Genomic DNA, 15,381 nt, shown 5'->3' on the forward strand with positions numbered 1-15,381 from the left:
TCGTCGGGCTCATAACCCGAAGGTCGTAGGTTCAAATCCTGCTCCCGCAATAAGGCTCGGTAGCTCAGTTGGTAGAGCAATGGATTGAAGCTCCATGTGTCGGCGGTTCGATTCCGTCTCGCGCCATTTTTTTAATAAGATCTATGCGGGTGTAGTTTAGTGGTAAAACTACAGCCTTCCAAGCTGTTGTCGCGAGTTCGATTCTCGTCACCCGCTTTGAACTTTGTTCAAGTACCAAGTTTTTTACTTGGGCGCGTAGCTCAGGTGGTTAGAGCGCACGCCTGATAAGCGTGAGGTCGGTGGTTCGAGTCCACTCGTGCCCATTAATAGGAGAATTACTCAAGAGGCTGAAGAGGACGGTTTGCTAAATCGTTAGGTCGGGTAACCGGCGCAAGGGTTCGAATCCCTTATTCTCCGTTTAATTTCGACTCTCTGTCAACTGTAGTGGGTTGAAGAAAAGCTAAGTTCTAGGAAGGAGACATTTCGTCCTTTCTTTTTTGGTATTCAGAGCGATAAAAAGACTCCATAATATTTGTAGTGGGTACCCCCCTATAAATATTATGGAGCCTATTTTTATGTAGAAAAAAGTTCCATATGATCCATAATGAAAAGCAACCAAACCATCATTAGAAAGAATCATATGGAATAGTTACATTTTATCACAAAATTGTTCGATATCAAAGACCAAAATATCAAGATTTTAGATATCGTCAATAGGGATACTCACAAGGAAATCATCGCGAAACTGGATTACAATGCCCCATCTTGTCCTAGTTCTGGAAGTCAAATGAAGAAATATGACTTTCAAAAACCGTCTAAGATCCCTTACCTAGAAACGACTGGTATTCCTACTAGAATTCTCCTTAAAATGGCTCTTTTTCAACTGTATAGGGCTGCAGAAAAGCTAAAATCTTTATATATTGTCGATTCTATGGTTGTGCTAGTTTATTATTACTTCCAACTCTTGAGTGAAATTTCTCCGCTATTGAGCCAGATTTCTTTTCCGTTATCACATTGAACTAAAAGTTTGCCATTTTCTGAGATATCTTTAGCAAGTCCCTTGTAGTCTTTTTGATCTAGTGTGAAAGTAACTTCTTTTCCTAGAACGAATGACTGTTTTTTGTATAGGTATAATAGTTCTTCTGCTGGTGTTTCGAAGAAAGTCCGCCAGATTTCTATGATTAATTCATTTCTGGTAATAGGTGCTGGTGTTTTAAATAAACTAGCAGCTTTTTCTTTTAATTCCTGAGGAAAGTCTTTAATAGTGAAATTAATACCTACTCCAATAATGATATCTGTGACTAAGCCAGTTTCTACAGAGGTCATTGCCTCAGTAAGGATTCCTCCAATTTTATGATTGTTTAGGTAGATATCATTGACCCATTTTATGTCGACATCAATTAAAGTTAGGTTCTTAATGGCTTTGTAGACAGCTCCTGCTACAAGTAGTGTGTAGGATGGTAATTGGTCATAGGGCAGATTGGGTTTAAGATGGAGTGTCATATAAATGCCACCTTGTGGGGAGTAGAAAGAACGTTGAAAACGTCCTCGGCCAGCTGTTTGATAGGAAGCTAGATAGAGGGTGTTTGCTTCATTTCCTAAATCAATTGCTTCTTTTGCATCGAGTTGTGTTGATCTTGTTTCGGGTTTAAAACTGATTTTAATTGGAAGATTTTGTTCTAGAAGTTCTGGAAGAATAAGGTCTCCGTTCACCAGTTTATAGCCTTTGTTTTTGATACTATCAATTTCAATGCCTTCTTGTTCTAAACGCTTGATGGCTTTCCAAATTGATGTTCGAGTCAGTGATAGTTCTTCTGCAATCTTTTCTCCGCTGATATAATCGGTTTCTTTAGTTAGAATCTGATAGACAGCTTGGTAGGATTTCATGGGTTTCCTTTCTTTAAGAATAGTATATGATTTGATTTTAGTTTGGATAGTTGCTTCTAATCTATATTTTATTACTACTATTTTAACATATGCCTACTATTTTCGGCACGTTTTTTTAGAGTGAATCTAGTCATTAAGCTTGAGTTGTGAAATCTCAGTATTTTTGCTCCCTTTTTTACCTAGTAAACGTTTCCTTTGTTTTCAAATTGCTAAAAAAGTGGTACAATAAAGGGTAGCTTACTATTATCTGAATCAACTGATTTGGAGAGAAAGGATTCATTTTGAAATCAATAGGCTTTATTGAAAAGCTGAAAGGGTTGTCTAGTAAAGAACTGATTTTATTGGGAATCATCCTGAGTATCTTTTTACCCTTTTATCTTTTTGTAGTTGTATTCTGTTTATATATTATCAGTTTGATTTTTACAGGAGATATGAAAAGTATTCTTCAGAAAATGGGGGAGCATCCGATGCTACTTCTTTTTCTTGGCTATAGTACTGTTATATCCACTTTTGCTCAAAATTGGATGGGTCTTGTGGCTTCAGTAGGAATTTTTCTATTTACTGTTTTCTTTTTGCACTATCAGTCGATTTTATCACATAAATTCTTTCGATTGATTTTGCAGCTCGTCTTGTTTGGTAGCGTCTTGTCAGCTGCTTTTGCGAGTTTAGAACATTTCCAAATTGTAAAGAAATTTAACTATGCTTTTCTTTCACCCAATATGCAGGTGTGGCATCAAAATCGTGCAGAAGTGACCTTCTTTAATCCTAATTATTATGGAATTATTTGTTGTTTCTGTATCATGATTGCCTTCTATCTGTTTACAACGACCAAGTTGAATTGGTTGAAAGTATTCTGTGTGATTGCAGGCTTTGTGAATCTCTTTGGTTTGAACTTTACGCAAAATCGAACTGCCTTTCCTGCTATTATCGCTGGAGCCATTATTTATCTCTTTACGACCATTAAAAATTGGAAGGCCTTTTGGCTTAGTATTGGGGTCTTTGCGATTGGCTTGAGCTTCCTCTTTTCTAGTGATTTGGGAGTTCGGATGGGGACTTTAGACTCTTCTATGGAAGAACGCATTTCTATCTGGGATGCTGGGATGGCCTTATTTAAGCAAAATCCTTTCTGGGGTGAGGGGCCATTGACCTATATGCACTCGTATCCTCGGATAAATGCTCCTTATCATGAACATGCTCACAGTCTTTATATTGATACGATTCTGAGTTACGGAATTGTAGGGACTATTTTACTAGTTTTGTCTTCTGTGGCTCCTGTTCGCTTGATGATGGATATGAGTCAGGAGTCGGGGAAACGCCCGATTATCGGTCTTTATCTATCTTTCCTTACAGTGGTTGCTGTGCACGGAATCTTTGATCTGGCCCTCTTCTGGATTCAATCAGGTTTCATTTTCTTGCTAGTTATGTGCAGTGTTCCATTGGAGCATCGAACGTTGGTATCGGACATGACGGATTAAGTTTATAAGATTGAAATCTTCTACCTTGGGTAGGAGATTTTTTTACTGGGAAAAATTATTTCTAAATCGAAATAGTTGACAGTTAGAATAATGAGTGTTACAATTATTTTATTCATTTCGATATCGAAATAAATTGGAGGTGTCATGAAAGATAGTCATTTGCTAGCCCATCATATTCGTTTGTTGAATGGGCGGATTTTTCAAAAGTTACTGAGCCAAGATTCTGAGGCTCTTTATAGGGGTGAACAGGGCAAGATTTTAGCGGTTTTATGGAATAGTGAAACTGGCTGCGCAACTGCGACAGATATTGCTTTGGCGACTGGACTTGCTAATAATACGCTGACGACTATGATTAAAAAGCTAGAGGAACAAAATCTTGTAACTATTAGTCCATGTGGAGAAGATAAGCGTAAGAAGTATTTGGTTTTAACAGAGTTGGGGCAGTCTCAGAAAGAAGTGGGGCATCGTGTCAGTCAGAAATTGGATACGATCTTTTACAAAGGATTTTCAGAAGAAGAAATTCGTCAGTTTGAAGCCTTTCAAGAAAGAATTTTGGCTAATCTGAAAGAGGAGGAAAATGAGGTTTAAATCATGTCACAACAAGTGAAAAATGCTCATAACCTATACATTCATGCCATTCAAAACGGACGAGTTGTTGAGGCTCAAGCCCAGTCTGTAGGGGATACTTATATCTAACACTCGACAGGTGTACTTGACGGGAAAGAAGGGTTTGCGGCCTTCTTTGCAAATTTCTTCGAGCGCCATCCAGAGCGTCAGATGAAGATTGTCCGCACTATTGAGGATGGCAATCTGGTCTTTGTTCATGTTCATCAATATCTGAATGGTGGGGAAGCTCAATGGGTGACGACGGATACTTTCCGTGCAGATGAGAATGGACGTATCGTGGAGCATTGGGACGTTATTGACTACTATCGAACGCCTGAAAATGGACAATTAGACCAGATTTTTGGCGATTTTAAGATCAAGGATTTGGACAAGACAGCAGAAAATAAAAAAACTGTTCGTCGTTTCTTGACAGAAATTTTCCAAAATGGGGAACTGGAGCAGTGGAGTGATTATGTGGCAGACGATTTGATTCAGCATAATCATGAGATTGGACAAGGAAGTGCTGCTTATAAAAACTATGTGGCTGAATATGGCGTCACTTTTGACTTTGTTTTCCAACTCTTAGGACAAGGAAACTATGTGATCAGCTATGGTCAGACTCAGATTGATGGGCTGGCTTATGCCCAGTATGATATCTTCCGACTAGAAAACGGTAAAATTGTGGAGCATTGGGATAATAAGGAAGTTATGCCTAAGGTAGAAGACTTGACCAACCGAGGTAAGTTTTAAATTGAGGACAAAGAATGATTGAATACAAAAATGTAGCGCTACGCTATACAGAAAAAGATGTTTTGAGAGATGTCAATTTACGGATTGAGAATGGGGAGTTTATGGTTTTAGTTGGACCTTCTGGGTCTGGTAAGACGACCATGATTAAGATGATTAACCGTCTTTTGGAACCCACTGATGGAAATATTTATATGGATGGCAAGCGCATCAAAGACTATGATGAGCGTGAACTTCGCCTTTCTACTGGTTATGTTTTACAGGCCATTGCTCTGTTTCCCAATCTAACGGTTGCAGAAAATATTGCCCTGATTCCTGAGATGAAAGGCTGGACTAAGGAAGAAATAGCGAAGAAAACAGAAGAGCTTTTGGCTAAGGTTGGTTTACCAGTAGATGAGTATGGACATCGACTTCCGAGTGAATTATCTGGTGGAGAACAGCAACGGGTCGGCATTGTCCGTGCCATGATTGGCCAGCCTAAGATTCTCCTCATGGATGAGCCCTTTTCGGCCTTGGATGCTATTTCGAGAAAACAGCTACAGGTTCTGACGAAAGAATTGCATAAAGAGTTTGGGATGACAACGATTTTTGTGACCCATGATACGGATGAAGCTTTGAAATTGGCGGACCGTATTGCTGTCTTGCAGGATGGAGAGATTCGTCAGGTGGCGAATCCCGAGACGATTTTAAAAGCTCCTGCAACAGACTTTGTAGCAAACTTGTTTGGAGGTAGTGTTCATGACTAATTTAATTGCAACTTTTCAGGATCGTTTTAGTGATTGGTTGACAGCTCTATCTCAACATTTGCAGTTGTCACTTTTGACCTTGTTGTTGGCTATTTTTATCGCGATTCCCTTGGCTGTTTATCTCCGCTATCATGAGAAGTTGGCCGACTGGGTCTTGCAGATTGCAGGGATTTTCCAGACTATCCCGTCTCTGGCCTTGTTGGGGCTCTTTATCCCCTTGATGGGAATTGGAACCTTGCCGGCTTTAACAGCGCTAGTGATTTATGCGATTTTCCCGATCTTACAAAATACCATCACTGGGTTGAAGGGAATTGATCCAAGTCTGCAAGAGGCTGGGATTGCCTTTGGGATGACTAGGTGGGAGCGCCTCAAGAAGTTTGAAATTCCACTTGCCATGCCTGTCATTATGTCTGGGATTCGCACGGCGGCCGTTTTGATTATCGGTACGGCCACCTTGGCGGCCTTGATTGGTGCAGGGGGACTAGGTTCCTTTATCCTTTTGGGAATTGACCGTAATAATGCCAGTCTGATTTTGATTGGGGCCCTTTCTTCTGCAGTGCTTGCCATTGCCTTTAACTTCCTGCTAAAAGTGATGGAAAAAGCAAAATTGCGGACGATTTTTTCAGGTTTTGCCTTGGTGACAATATTACTCGGTCTGTCTTATAGTCCAGCCCTCTTGGCTCAAAAAGAGAAAGAAAATTTGGTGATTGCTGGGAAATTGGGTCCAGAACCAGAAATTTTGGCCAATATGTATAAGTTGCTGATTGAGGAAAATACCAGTATGACTGCAACTGTTAAACCGAATTTTGGGAAAACAAGCTTCCTCTATGAAGCTCTGAAAAAAGGCGATATTGACATCTATCCTGAATTTACGGGTACGGTGACTGAAAGTTTGCTTCAGCCATCACCAAAAGTGAGTCATGAGCCAGAGCAGGTTTATGATGTGGCGCGTGATGGTATTGCCAAACAGGATCATCTAGCCTATCTCAAACCCATGTCTTATCAAAATACCTACGCTGTAGCTGTTCCGAAGAAAATTGCTCAAGAATATGGCTTGAAGACCATTTCGGACTTGAAAAAAGTGGAAGGACAGTTGAAGGCAGGCTTTACACTCGAATTTAATGACCGTGAAGATGGAAATAAGGGTTTGCAATCAATGTATGGTCTCAATCTCAATGTAGCAACCATGGAGCCAGCTCTTCGCTATCAGGCGATTCAGTCAGGCGATATTCAAATCACAGATGCCTATTCAACAGATGCAGAGTTGGCGCGTTATGATTTGCAGGTCTTGGAAGATGACAAGCAACTCTTCCCACCTTATCAAGGAGCGCCACTCATGAAAGAAGCTCTTCTCAAGAAACATCCTGAGTTGGAGAAAGTTCTCAATAAATTGGCTGGTAAAATTACTGAAAGCCAGATGAGCCAGCTCAACTACCAAGTCGGTGTTGAAGGCAAGTCAGCAGAACAAGTAGCCAAGGAGTTTCTACAAGAACAAGGTTTGTTGAAGAAATAGTTTGAAAAGCTAAATTCAACTTGGTTAAATGTCTATATAGAAGAATGCTCAGACAATGTCGTCTGGGCTTTTTTGGTGTCAGAATTAATGATTTTCATTTTTTAAATGGAAAATAAGAGAAAATTTTCAGGAATTTGCATATTTAACTGTAAAGACACTTGACTATTCACAAAATAGGTGTATAATGTGTTGTGAACTATTTAACAAATAAGGATTTTCAGCTCATGTCGACTAAGGCTAGAAATCATGTGTATAGACAGTTCATTATCTAATAGAGCGTTGCGTCCGAAAGTCTATCCAGACACGGCTCTTTAAAAACAAAAGGAGAAATGATGCATACTTATTTGCAAAAGAAAATTGAAAATATCAAAACAACCCTAGGTGAAATGTCAGATGGTTACCGTCGTATGGTTGCGGCAATGACTGATTTAGGATTTTCAGGAACTATGAAGGCTATCTGGGATGACCTTTTTGCCCATCGTAGTTTTGCCCAGTGGCTTTATTTACTGGTTTTAGGAAGTTTTCCTCTCTGGCTGGAATTGATTTATGAACACCGTATTGTTGATTGGATTGGGATGATTTGTAGCCTGACAGGGATTATCTGTGTTATCTTTGTGTCGGAAGGTCGAGCAAGTAACTATCTTTTTGGCTTGATTAACTCTGTTATCTACCTTATCTTGGCCTTACAGAAAGGCTTTTATGGTGAGGTATTGACGACCCTTTACTTCACGGTCATGCAGCCAATTGGTCCTCTAGTTTGGATTTACCAAGCACAGTTTAAGAAGGAAAAGCAGGAGTTTGTTGCACGTAAACTGGACGGCAAGGGCTGGACAAAGTATCTTTCCATTAGTGTTCTTTGGTGGTTGGCCTTTGGCTTCATTTATCAGTCTATTGGTGCTAATCGTCCCTATCGGGATTCTATCACTGATGCGACCAATGGGGTTGGGCAAATCCTCATGACAGCTGTTTACCGTGAACAGTGGATATTCTGGGCGGCCACCAATGTCTTTTCAATCTATCTTTGGTGGGGAGAAAGCCTGCAAATTCAAGGGAAATATCTAATTTATTTCATCAACAGTCTAGTTGGTTGGTATCAGTGGAGTAAGGCTGCTAAGCAGAATACTGATTTACCTAACTAGGAAAAGATGTTTTAAGTTTTGGGATAAAATAGATAGAGTTGATACTAAAGGATTTTATATGATGGAAAGAGGATCGGCGGATCCTCTTTTATTGAAAAGATAAAAAACTCAGTAGCCTAGGTATAAGGCAACTGAGTTCTACTCTGTATTCAATTTTTAGGAATGAGAAGGTATAGATAAAATTGGACAACTTCCTGTTCTGTGAAATCTTGCCCTTTTTTGAGCCACCAGGTCAATGTTTCGATAAAGTTAGTTACGACAAAATGTTGGAGGTAAGAAGTAGGTAGACTTGGGTGAGTTTGTTTCAAATCAGCAGCCAGCATGGGATAGACGTGGTGCTCCAGTTCTTTATGAAGTTGGCGAAGGAAGTAGTCATTTTTGGAGAATAGCAGACTGGTGATATGGTCTTGGTTTTTCTGAAAATGAAGAAAGAGATGGGCGAGATAAACCTTAGTTGAAATGGATTTTTCTCTTTCAAAAAGATGATGGAAGAGGTAGCGGCAGAGCTGGTCCAGAAGAAGCTCCTTACTCTCATAGTGACAGTAAAAGGTGGATCGTCCCACATCTGCGAGATCAATGATATCCTGAACAGTAGTGGCCTCGTAGCCCTTAGCATTCAAAAGTTGTATAAAAGCTTGATAGATAGCTTTTTTGGTTTTGCTGATACGGCGGTCAATGTTAGTCATATGGACACTTGAGGCAAATTGTTCAGAACTGAATAAAGCTGACGTTTTGCTTCTATCCTTTCTTTGAGTTTTAGTGGATAATGATAATGAACAAGGTGTTCATAAATCTATTATAACAAAGGAATGAGAAATATGAAGGCAAAATATGCTGTTTGGGTGGCTTTTTTCTTAAATTTGATTTATGCTATTGTCGAGTTTATTGCAGGTGGAGTATTTGGTTCGAACGCTGTTCTTGCTGACTCGGTGCATGACTTGGGAGATGCGATTGCAATTGGAGTATCAGCCTTTCTAGAGACCATCTCTAATCGTGAAGAAGACAATCGGTACACCTTAGGCTATAAGCGTTTTAGTCTGCTAGGAGCCTTGGTAACAGCGATAATACTCATGACAGGATCTCTTCTAGTCATTTTGGAAAATGTCACGAAGATTTTAAATCCGCAACCAGTCAATGATGAGGGGATTCTCTGGTTAGGAATTATTGCAGTAAGTATTAATGTGTTAGCGAGTCTAGTGGTTGGTAAGGGAAAGACAAAGAATGAGTCTATTCTGAGTCTGCATTTTCTGGAAGATACCCTAGGGTGGCTGGCTGTCATCCTAATGGCCATTGTTCTTCGATTTACGGACTGGTATATCCTAGATCCACTTTTGTCCCTTGTCATTTCTTTCTTTATTCTTTCAAAAGCTCTTCCACGTTTTTGGTCTACTCTCAAGATTTTCTTGGATGCTGTGCCAGAAGGTCTTGATATCAAGCAAGTGAAGAGTGGTCTGGAGCACTTGGACAATGTGGCCAGTCTTAATCAGCTTAATCTCTGGACTATGGATGGTTTGGAAAAAAATGCCATTGTCCATGTTTGTATAAAAGAAATGGGAAATATGGAAGCTTGTAAAGAATCTATTCGAATTTTCCTCAAAGATTGTGGTTTCCAAAATATTACCATTGAGGTGGATGCTGACCTAGAAACTCACCAAGTACATAAGCGAAAGGTGTGTGACTTGGAGCCGAATCATGGGCATCGTCATTAGAAAAAAAGCGACAAATAATTGGGTACTATCTTATTTGGAATAGAGTAATTCTTTATTATTTAAATAATTTAAAAGATTGGTAAGAGAAGAGCATTGTATAAACTCCATTACATGATTGATAATTATAAAAAATTTTTCGATTAGGTGCAAAATGCTTGACTTGGAGTCAACTCAAAGTTATATAATAAGATAAGTGAGTTAGAATAGCTTAAACTCAGTGAATAAAATGAGAGGAGGTTAGTGTATGAATATTAAATCTGCCAGTGACTTGTTGGGAATTTCGGCGGATACGATTCGGTATTATGAACGAGTTGGTCTTGTACCACCGATTACTCGTACTGCAACTGGGATTCGTAATTTTCAAGACCAGGATATTGAGGCGCTGGAATTTATTAAGTGTTTTCGTTCGGCAGGTGTCTCTGTAGATAGTTTAGTTGACTATATGTCGCTCTACCAAAAGGGGGATGAAACGCGAGAGGAAAGGCTTGGTATTTTAGAAGAGGAAAAGAAAAAATTAGAGGAGCGCTTGTCTCAGTTGCAGGTGGCTTTGAATCGATTAAATCACAAAATTAAACTTTACAAGGAAGGAAAAATTTAAATGAAATCAGCAGTATATACAAAGGCAGGTCAAGTTGGTCTTGCTACAATTGAACGTCCGCAAATTATAGAAGCAGATGATGCTATTATCCGTATTGTCCGTACTTGCGTTTGTGGTTCGGATCTTTGGAGTTACCGGAATCCCAAAATCGAAGAAGGACATAGAAATAGCGGTCATGAGGCGATTGGAATTATCGAAGAAGTTGGTGAGAACGTTACTACAGTAAAAGCAGGTGACTTTGTCATTGCTCCGTTTACACATGGTTGTGGTCAGTGTGACGCCTGTCTTGCTGGCTTTGACGGTTCTTGCGATAATCATATTGGTAATAACTTGGGAGGCGATTTTCAGGCGGAATATATTCGTTTTCACTATGCAAACTGGGCGCTGGTTAAAATCCCTGGACAACCTTCTGACTACACAGAAGGTATGCTAAAGTCCCTCTTGACTCTTGCAGATGTTATGCCGACAGGCTATCATGCGGCGCGTGTTGCTAATGTTCAAAAAGGGGATAAGGTTGTGGTCATTGGTGATGGTGCTGTAGGTCAATGTGCTGTCATCGCGGCGAAGATGCGTGGTGCGTCGCAAATTATCCTCATGAGTCGTCATGAAGATCGTCAAAAGATGGCTCTGGAGTCGGGTGCGACAGCTTTTGTAGCTGAGCGAGGTCAAGAAGGTATTGCCAAGGTGCGTGAAATTCTCAGTGGCGGAGCGGACGCAGCACTTGAATGTGTTGGTACGGAGGCTGCTGTAGAACAGGCGCTAGGTGTCCTTCATAATGGAGGGCGTATGGGATTTGTAGGAGTCCCACACTATAATAATCGTGCTCTTGGTTCGACATTTATGCAAAATATCTCTGTAGCAGGTGGGGCAGCTTCTGCGACAACATATGATAAGCAATTTTTACTAAAAGCCGTCCTTGATGGTGATATCAATCCAGGCCGTGTCTTTACTTCAAGCTATAAATTAGAAGATATTGATCAAGCTTATAAAGATATGGATGAACGTAAGACCATTAAGTCTATGATTGTGATGGCCTAAAAAAGAAAATCCTAATGGAGATTTGAGACTCTCTATTAGGATTTTTTGTCATTTTTAATTTGTGGAGTTATGGCAGAGTACTCTCTCTCAATGTCAGTCTGGTTCCCAGCATGGTTAGGCTAGGGATTTTCCGACCGTGGAGTACTTCCTTATTAAGAATATCCATACCTGCTCGGCCCATTTCTTCGGTATAGACGGTGATGCTAGAGAGGGGAGGATAGACTTGCTTGGTCAGGCTAGTATCGTTAAAGGAAATAAGACTGACGCGGTCTGGCAGGTTGATTCCAGCTTCTTGGAGCGCACGGAGGGAACCGATAGCTAAACTATCGCTGGCTGCGAAAAAGGCTGGCGGGAGTTGATCTCCCAAGTTCTGAATGGCTTCCTTCATCAAGTCATAGCCAGACTGGGCGGTAAAGCTTCCTTGAAAGACCAGTTCATCATGATAAATTCCCTTCGCTTGACTGTAGTTTCTGAAATTTTCCAGCCGCTTATCCTCAATGATTTCTTCTTGGTCGGTTGTTTCCTCAAGCCCTGTTAGAATCCCAATACGGTCCATCCCTTGACTGAGGAAATAATCGACAACCTGTTTCATGGCAGTGTAAAAGTCCGTGATAATGCAGGTGTGTCCCAGTGAGAGGGTATCACTGTCTAGAAAGACAAGAGGCTTTTGGTATTCTTCAAAGGCAGAGATCTGAGCTCGACTAAACTTTCCGATGCAGAGAATCCCGATGACTTCCTCGCTCAGTGTAAAAGGATGGTCATTAAAATAGCGTAAAATATCATAGTCCAGTTCTTGGGCTCTTTTTTCTATGCCTAGGCGAATCTGGTAGTAGTAGAGATCGTCTAGCTCCCCTTGTTCGCTGACCCATTGGATAATGGCAATCTTTTGCTTGGGCTTGTGGGACTCGCCTGTCTTGAGGTGCTTGGTGTAGCCCAGCTCTTCAGCAACAGTTAAAATACGGTGTCTGGTTTCTTCTGTAACAGATAGACTCTGGTCGCGATTGAGGACACGGGATACGGTCGCGATAGAGACAGAGGCTAGCTGTGCAATGTCTTTTAAGGTAGCCATAAATCCTCCTTGATTAGATTAGTATATCATATTTTTCTGCTTTTTACCGATAGTTTAGTAAAATTTTAGTAAAAAGGATTGACCTTGGAAAATCCCTTGGATACAATAGAAGAAAACGATTACACGTTAAGGTGACTTAACGGACAGTAAAAGGAGAAATCATATGACACAACATCTTACTGCTGAAACTCTTCGCAAAGACTTTCTTGCTGTTTTTGGTCAAGAAGCAGACCAAACTTTCTTTTCACCAGGTCGTATCAATTTGATTGGTGAACACACAGACTACAACGGTGGGCACGTTTTTCCTGCTGCTATTTCCTTGGGAACTTACGGTGCAGCTCGTAAGCGTGACGACCAAGTTTTACGTTTCTACTCAGCTAACTTTGAGGACAAGGGTATTATCGAAGTGCCTCTCGCCGACCTCAAGTTTGAAAAAGAGCACAACTGGACCAACTATCCAAAAGGTGTCCTTCATTTCTTGCAAGAAGCTGGACACGTGATTGACAAAGGTTTTGATTTTTATGTTTATGGGAATATCCCAAATGGTGCTGGCTTGTCTTCTTCAGCATCCCTTGAACTCTTGACAGGAGTCGTGGCAGAGCATCTCTTTGATTTAAAATTAGAGCGTCTCGATTTGGTTAAAATTGGAAAACAAACAGAAAATAACTTTATCGGAGTCAACTCTGGTATCATGGACCAATTTGCTATTGGTATGGGGGCTGATCAACGTGCTATTTACCTTGATACCAACAACTTAGAGTATGATTTGGTACCACTTGATTTGAAGGACAATGTCGTTGTTATCATGAACACTAACAAACGCCGTGAATTGGCGGATTCTAAATACAATGAACGTCGTGCTGAGTGTGAAAAAGCAGTGGAAGAATTGCAAGTTGCTTTAGATATTCAGACCTTGGGTGAATTGGATGAGTGGGCCTTTGACCAATACAGCTATCTGATTAAAGATGAAAATCGTTTGAAACGTGCTCGCCATGCTGTGCTTGAAAACCAACGTACCCTCAAAGCTCAAGTAGCCCTTCAAGCAGGAGATTTGGAAACATTTGGTCGTTTGATGAATGCGTCACACGTTTCTCTGGAGCATGACTATGAAGTAACTGGTTTGGAATTGGATACTCTTGTTCACACAGCTTGGACACAAGAAGGTGTTCTCGGTGCTCGTATGACAGGGGCAGGTTTTGGTGGATGTGCCATTGCCTTGGTTCAAAAAGATGCTGTTGATGCCTTTAAGGAAGCTGTTGGCAAACACTACGAGGAAGTAGTTGGATACGCTCCAAGCTTCTATATCGCTGAAGTTGCAGGTGGCACTCGCGTCCTTGACTAGTCAAAAGGAGGCTCTATAGTGACCTTAGTAGATAAATTTGTAACACATGTCATTTCTGAAAGTTCATTTGAGGAAATGGATCGAATCTACCTGACCAATCGTGTCTTGGCACGAGTGGGAGACGGTGTTTTGGAAGTTGAGACCAATCTGGATAAAGTGATTGACCTCAAGGACCAGCTGGTTGAGGAAGCTGTTCGATTAGAAACGATTGAGGATAGTCAGACTGAGCGTGAAATCCTCGGTGCTGAACTGATGGACTTGGTGACCCCTTGTCCAAGTCAGGTCAATCGTGACTTTTGGGCAACCTACGCCCAGTCTCCTGAGCAAGCGATAGCGGATTTCTACCAACTCAGTCAGAAGAATGACTACATTAAACTCAAGGCCATTGCTAAAAATATCGCTTATCGTGTTCTGTCTGATTACGGTGAACTTGAAATTACCATCAACCTCTCTAAGCCTGAAAAGGATCCCAAAGAGATTGCGGCAGCCAAGTTGGTGCAAGCTAGCAATTATCCCCAGTGTCAGCTTTGTCTAGAGAATGAGGGCTACCATGGTCGAGTTAACCACCCAGCTCGCAGCAACCACCGTATTATCCGTTTTGAAATGGCTGGTCAGGAGTGGGGCTTCCAGTATTCGCCCTATGCTTACTTTAATGAGCATTGTATTTTCTTAGATGGCCAGCATCGTCCCATGGCCATTAGTCGTCAGAGCTTTGAACGTCTGCTTGCTATCGTAGAGCAGTTTCCAGGATATTTTGCAGGCTCTAATGCCGACCTGCCAATCGTGGGAGGCTCTATTCTGACTCATGATCACTATCAGGGAGGCCGTCACGTATTTCCTATGGAATTGGCTCCTCTGCAAAAGACCTTCCTATTTGCTGGTTTTGAGCAGGTCAAGGCTGGCATTGTCAAATGGCCAATGTCAGTATTGCGTTTGACTTCGGATTCCAAAGAAGATTTGATCAACTTAGCTGACAAGATTTTGCAGGAATGGCGTCAGTATTCAGATTCTGCAGTGCAGATTTTGGCAGAGACAGACGAGACACTGCATCACACCATCACACCAATTGCTCGTAAACGTAATGGACAATTTGAGTTGGACTTGGTCTTGAGGGACAATCAGATTTCTGCAGAACATCCTGATGGCATCTATCATCCTCACAAGGATGTCCAACATATCAAGAAGGAAAATATCGGCTTGATTGAGGTCATGGGCTTGGCAATCTTGCCACCACGTCTGAAAGAAGAAGTGGAGCAAGTCGCTAGCTATCTCGTGGGAGAAGCTGTTACAGTTTCCGATTATCATCAGGAATGGGCAGACCAACTTAGAGCCCAATATCCAGCCCTAACAGATAAAGAAAAAGCCCTTGAAATCGTCAAGGACTCTGTTGGTGCTATCTTTGCGCGTGTGCTTGAGGACGCAGGAGTCTACAAGCAGACAGAACAAGGACAGGCAGCCTTTATGCGCTTTGTGGAGCAGGTCGGAATTTTGCCAGACTAGGAGCTTTCTCCT

General features: G+C 41.2%; 13 protein-coding genes, 4 tRNA genes and 2 pseudogenes. 16 read left to right on the top strand and 3 right to left on the bottom strand.

All coding sequences use genetic code 11. From position 1 onward, the window contains the following. Window positions 1-53 precede the first annotated feature (53 nt). The 5 genes and pseudogenes from PAN07_RS14985 to PAN07_RS15005 all read left to right on the top strand — a co-directional run. Window positions 54-126 (top strand) — tRNA-Phe (locus PAN07_RS14985). A gap of 19 nt (window positions 127-145) precedes the next feature. Next, a tRNA-Gly gene (locus PAN07_RS14990) sits at window positions 146-216 on the top strand. Window positions 217-249: 33 nt separating this feature from the next. Further along, window positions 250-323: transfer RNA gene (locus PAN07_RS14995), tRNA-Ile, on the top strand. A 6-nt stretch (window positions 324-329) separates the two neighbouring features. After that, window positions 330-417, top strand: a tRNA-Ser gene (locus PAN07_RS15000). A 241-nt stretch (window positions 418-658) separates the two neighbouring features. Then, window positions 659-868: pseudogene (locus tag PAN07_RS15005) on the top strand (ISL3 family transposase); the annotation flags it as partial. Window positions 869-951: 83 nt separating this feature from the next. On the opposite strand, the gene birA reads toward PAN07_RS15005, so the two are convergent. Continuing rightward, window positions 952-1,887 carry a bifunctional biotin--[acetyl-CoA-carboxylase] ligase/biotin operon repressor BirA gene (gene birA / locus PAN07_RS15010; protein WP_049510207.1) on the bottom strand — a complete coding sequence of 312 codons (936 nt, stop codon included), beginning with the start codon at window positions 1,885-1,887 and terminating at the stop codon, window positions 952-954. Window positions 1,888-2,168: 281 nt separating this feature from the next. Between birA and PAN07_RS15015 the strand changes: the two genes are divergently transcribed. From PAN07_RS15015 to pnuC, 6 genes and pseudogenes are all read left to right on the top strand, one after another. Then, on the top strand, window positions 2,169-3,362 hold the full coding sequence (locus PAN07_RS15015) for an O-antigen ligase (RefSeq protein ID WP_265465368.1): 1,194 nt from the start codon (window positions 2,169-2,171) through the stop codon (window positions 3,360-3,362). Window positions 3,363-3,506: 144 nt separating this feature from the next. Continuing rightward, window positions 3,507-3,950 carry a MarR family transcriptional regulator gene (locus PAN07_RS15020; RefSeq protein ID WP_049510203.1) on the top strand — a complete coding sequence of 148 codons (444 nt, stop codon included), beginning with the start codon at window positions 3,507-3,509 and terminating at the stop codon, window positions 3,948-3,950. 3 nt (window positions 3,951-3,953) lie between these two features. Continuing rightward, window positions 3,954-4,718, top strand: a pseudogene (locus tag PAN07_RS15025) (nuclear transport factor 2 family protein). A 14-nt stretch (window positions 4,719-4,732) separates the two neighbouring features. After that, the gene (locus tag PAN07_RS15030) at window positions 4,733-5,461 is read left to right on the top strand and encodes an ABC transporter ATP-binding protein (RefSeq protein ID WP_265465366.1); all 729 of its coding nucleotides are present in this window, start codon (window positions 4,733-4,735) and stop codon (window positions 5,459-5,461) included. Further along, entirely contained in the window at window positions 5,454-6,974 is a 1,521-nt protein-coding gene (locus PAN07_RS15035) for an ABC transporter permease/substrate-binding protein (RefSeq protein WP_261043822.1), read from the top strand. The genes PAN07_RS15030 and PAN07_RS15035 overlap by 8 nt, the downstream gene beginning before the upstream one ends. 332 nt (window positions 6,975-7,306) lie before the next feature. Beyond that, window positions 7,307-8,113 carry a nicotinamide riboside transporter PnuC gene (gene pnuC / locus PAN07_RS15040; protein ID WP_265465778.1) on the top strand — a complete coding sequence of 269 codons (807 nt, stop codon included), beginning with the start codon at window positions 7,307-7,309 and terminating at the stop codon, window positions 8,111-8,113. Between the two features lie 149 nt (window positions 8,114-8,262). Here pnuC and PAN07_RS15045 read toward each other — a convergent pair whose 3' ends face one another. Further along, window positions 8,263-8,799 carry a TetR/AcrR family transcriptional regulator gene (locus PAN07_RS15045; RefSeq protein ID WP_045605773.1) on the bottom strand — a complete coding sequence of 179 codons (537 nt, stop codon included), beginning with the start codon at window positions 8,797-8,799 and terminating at the stop codon, window positions 8,263-8,265. Window positions 8,800-8,931: 132 nt separating this feature from the next. Between PAN07_RS15045 and PAN07_RS15050 the strand changes: the two genes are divergently transcribed. From PAN07_RS15050 to PAN07_RS15060, 3 genes are all read left to right on the top strand, one after another. Then, the gene (locus PAN07_RS15050; protein WP_269798231.1) at window positions 8,932-9,822 is read left to right on the top strand and encodes a cation diffusion facilitator family transporter; all 891 of its coding nucleotides are present in this window, start codon (window positions 8,932-8,934) and stop codon (window positions 9,820-9,822) included. Between the two features lie 244 nt (window positions 9,823-10,066). Next, entirely contained in the window at window positions 10,067-10,420 is a 354-nt protein-coding gene (gene nmlR, locus PAN07_RS15055; protein WP_001022633.1) for a stress response transcriptional regulator NmlR, read from the top strand. Next, window positions 10,421-11,458, top strand: coding sequence for an alcohol dehydrogenase catalytic domain-containing protein (locus tag PAN07_RS15060; RefSeq protein WP_269798232.1), 1,038 nt, complete (start codon window positions 10,421-10,423; stop codon window positions 11,456-11,458). It begins immediately after the preceding gene. Between the two features lie 67 nt (window positions 11,459-11,525). Here the strand turns inward: PAN07_RS15060 and galR are convergent, their stop codons facing one another. After that, window positions 11,526-12,527, bottom strand: coding sequence for a DNA-binding transcriptional regulator GalR (gene galR, locus PAN07_RS15065; RefSeq protein WP_261052675.1), 1,002 nt, complete (start codon window positions 12,525-12,527; stop codon window positions 11,526-11,528). Window positions 12,528-12,690: 163 nt separating this feature from the next. Between galR and PAN07_RS15070 the strand changes: the two genes are divergently transcribed. After that, window positions 12,691-13,869 carry a galactokinase gene (locus PAN07_RS15070; protein ID WP_261805153.1) on the top strand — a complete coding sequence of 393 codons (1,179 nt, stop codon included), beginning with the start codon at window positions 12,691-12,693 and terminating at the stop codon, window positions 13,867-13,869. 18 nt (window positions 13,870-13,887) lie between these two features. Continuing rightward, entirely contained in the window at window positions 13,888-15,369 is a 1,482-nt protein-coding gene (locus PAN07_RS15075; RefSeq protein WP_269798233.1) for a UDP-glucose--hexose-1-phosphate uridylyltransferase, read from the top strand. Window positions 15,370-15,381 lie beyond the last annotated feature (12 nt).

The organism is Streptococcus sp. SM5 (assembly GCF_027497975.1).

Excerpts from the sequence above, each read along its gene's own strand:
- PAN07_RS15030 (WP_265465366.1), top strand. The coding sequence starts at position 4,733 with ATGATTGAATACAAAAATGTAGCGCTACGCTATACAGAAAAAGATGTT.
- PAN07_RS15050 (WP_269798231.1), top strand. The coding sequence starts at position 8,932 with ATGAAGGCAAAATATGCTGTTTGGGTGGCTTTTTTCTTAAATTTGATT.
- PAN07_RS15020 (WP_049510203.1), top strand. The coding sequence starts at position 3,507 with ATGAAAGATAGTCATTTGCTAGCCCATCATATTCGTTTGTTGAATGGG.
- PAN07_RS15035 (WP_261043822.1), top strand. The coding sequence starts at position 5,454 with ATGACTAATTTAATTGCAACTTTTCAGGATCGTTTTAGTGATTGGTTG.
- galR (WP_261052675.1), bottom strand. The coding sequence starts at position 12,527 with ATGGCTACCTTAAAAGACATTGCACAGCTAGCCTCTGTCTCTATCGCG.
- birA (WP_049510207.1), bottom strand. The coding sequence starts at position 1,887 with ATGAAATCCTACCAAGCTGTCTATCAGATTCTAACTAAAGAAACCGAT.
- pnuC (WP_265465778.1), top strand. The coding sequence starts at position 7,307 with ATGCATACTTATTTGCAAAAGAAAATTGAAAATATCAAAACAACCCTA.
- PAN07_RS15070 (WP_261805153.1), top strand. The coding sequence starts at position 12,691 with ATGACACAACATCTTACTGCTGAAACTCTTCGCAAAGACTTTCTTGCT.
- PAN07_RS15060 (WP_269798232.1), top strand. The coding sequence starts at position 10,421 with ATGAAATCAGCAGTATATACAAAGGCAGGTCAAGTTGGTCTTGCTACA.
- PAN07_RS15045 (WP_045605773.1), bottom strand. The coding sequence starts at position 8,799 with ATGACTAACATTGACCGCCGTATCAGCAAAACCAAAAAAGCTATCTAT.
- nmlR (WP_001022633.1), top strand. The coding sequence starts at position 10,067 with ATGAATATTAAATCTGCCAGTGACTTGTTGGGAATTTCGGCGGATACG.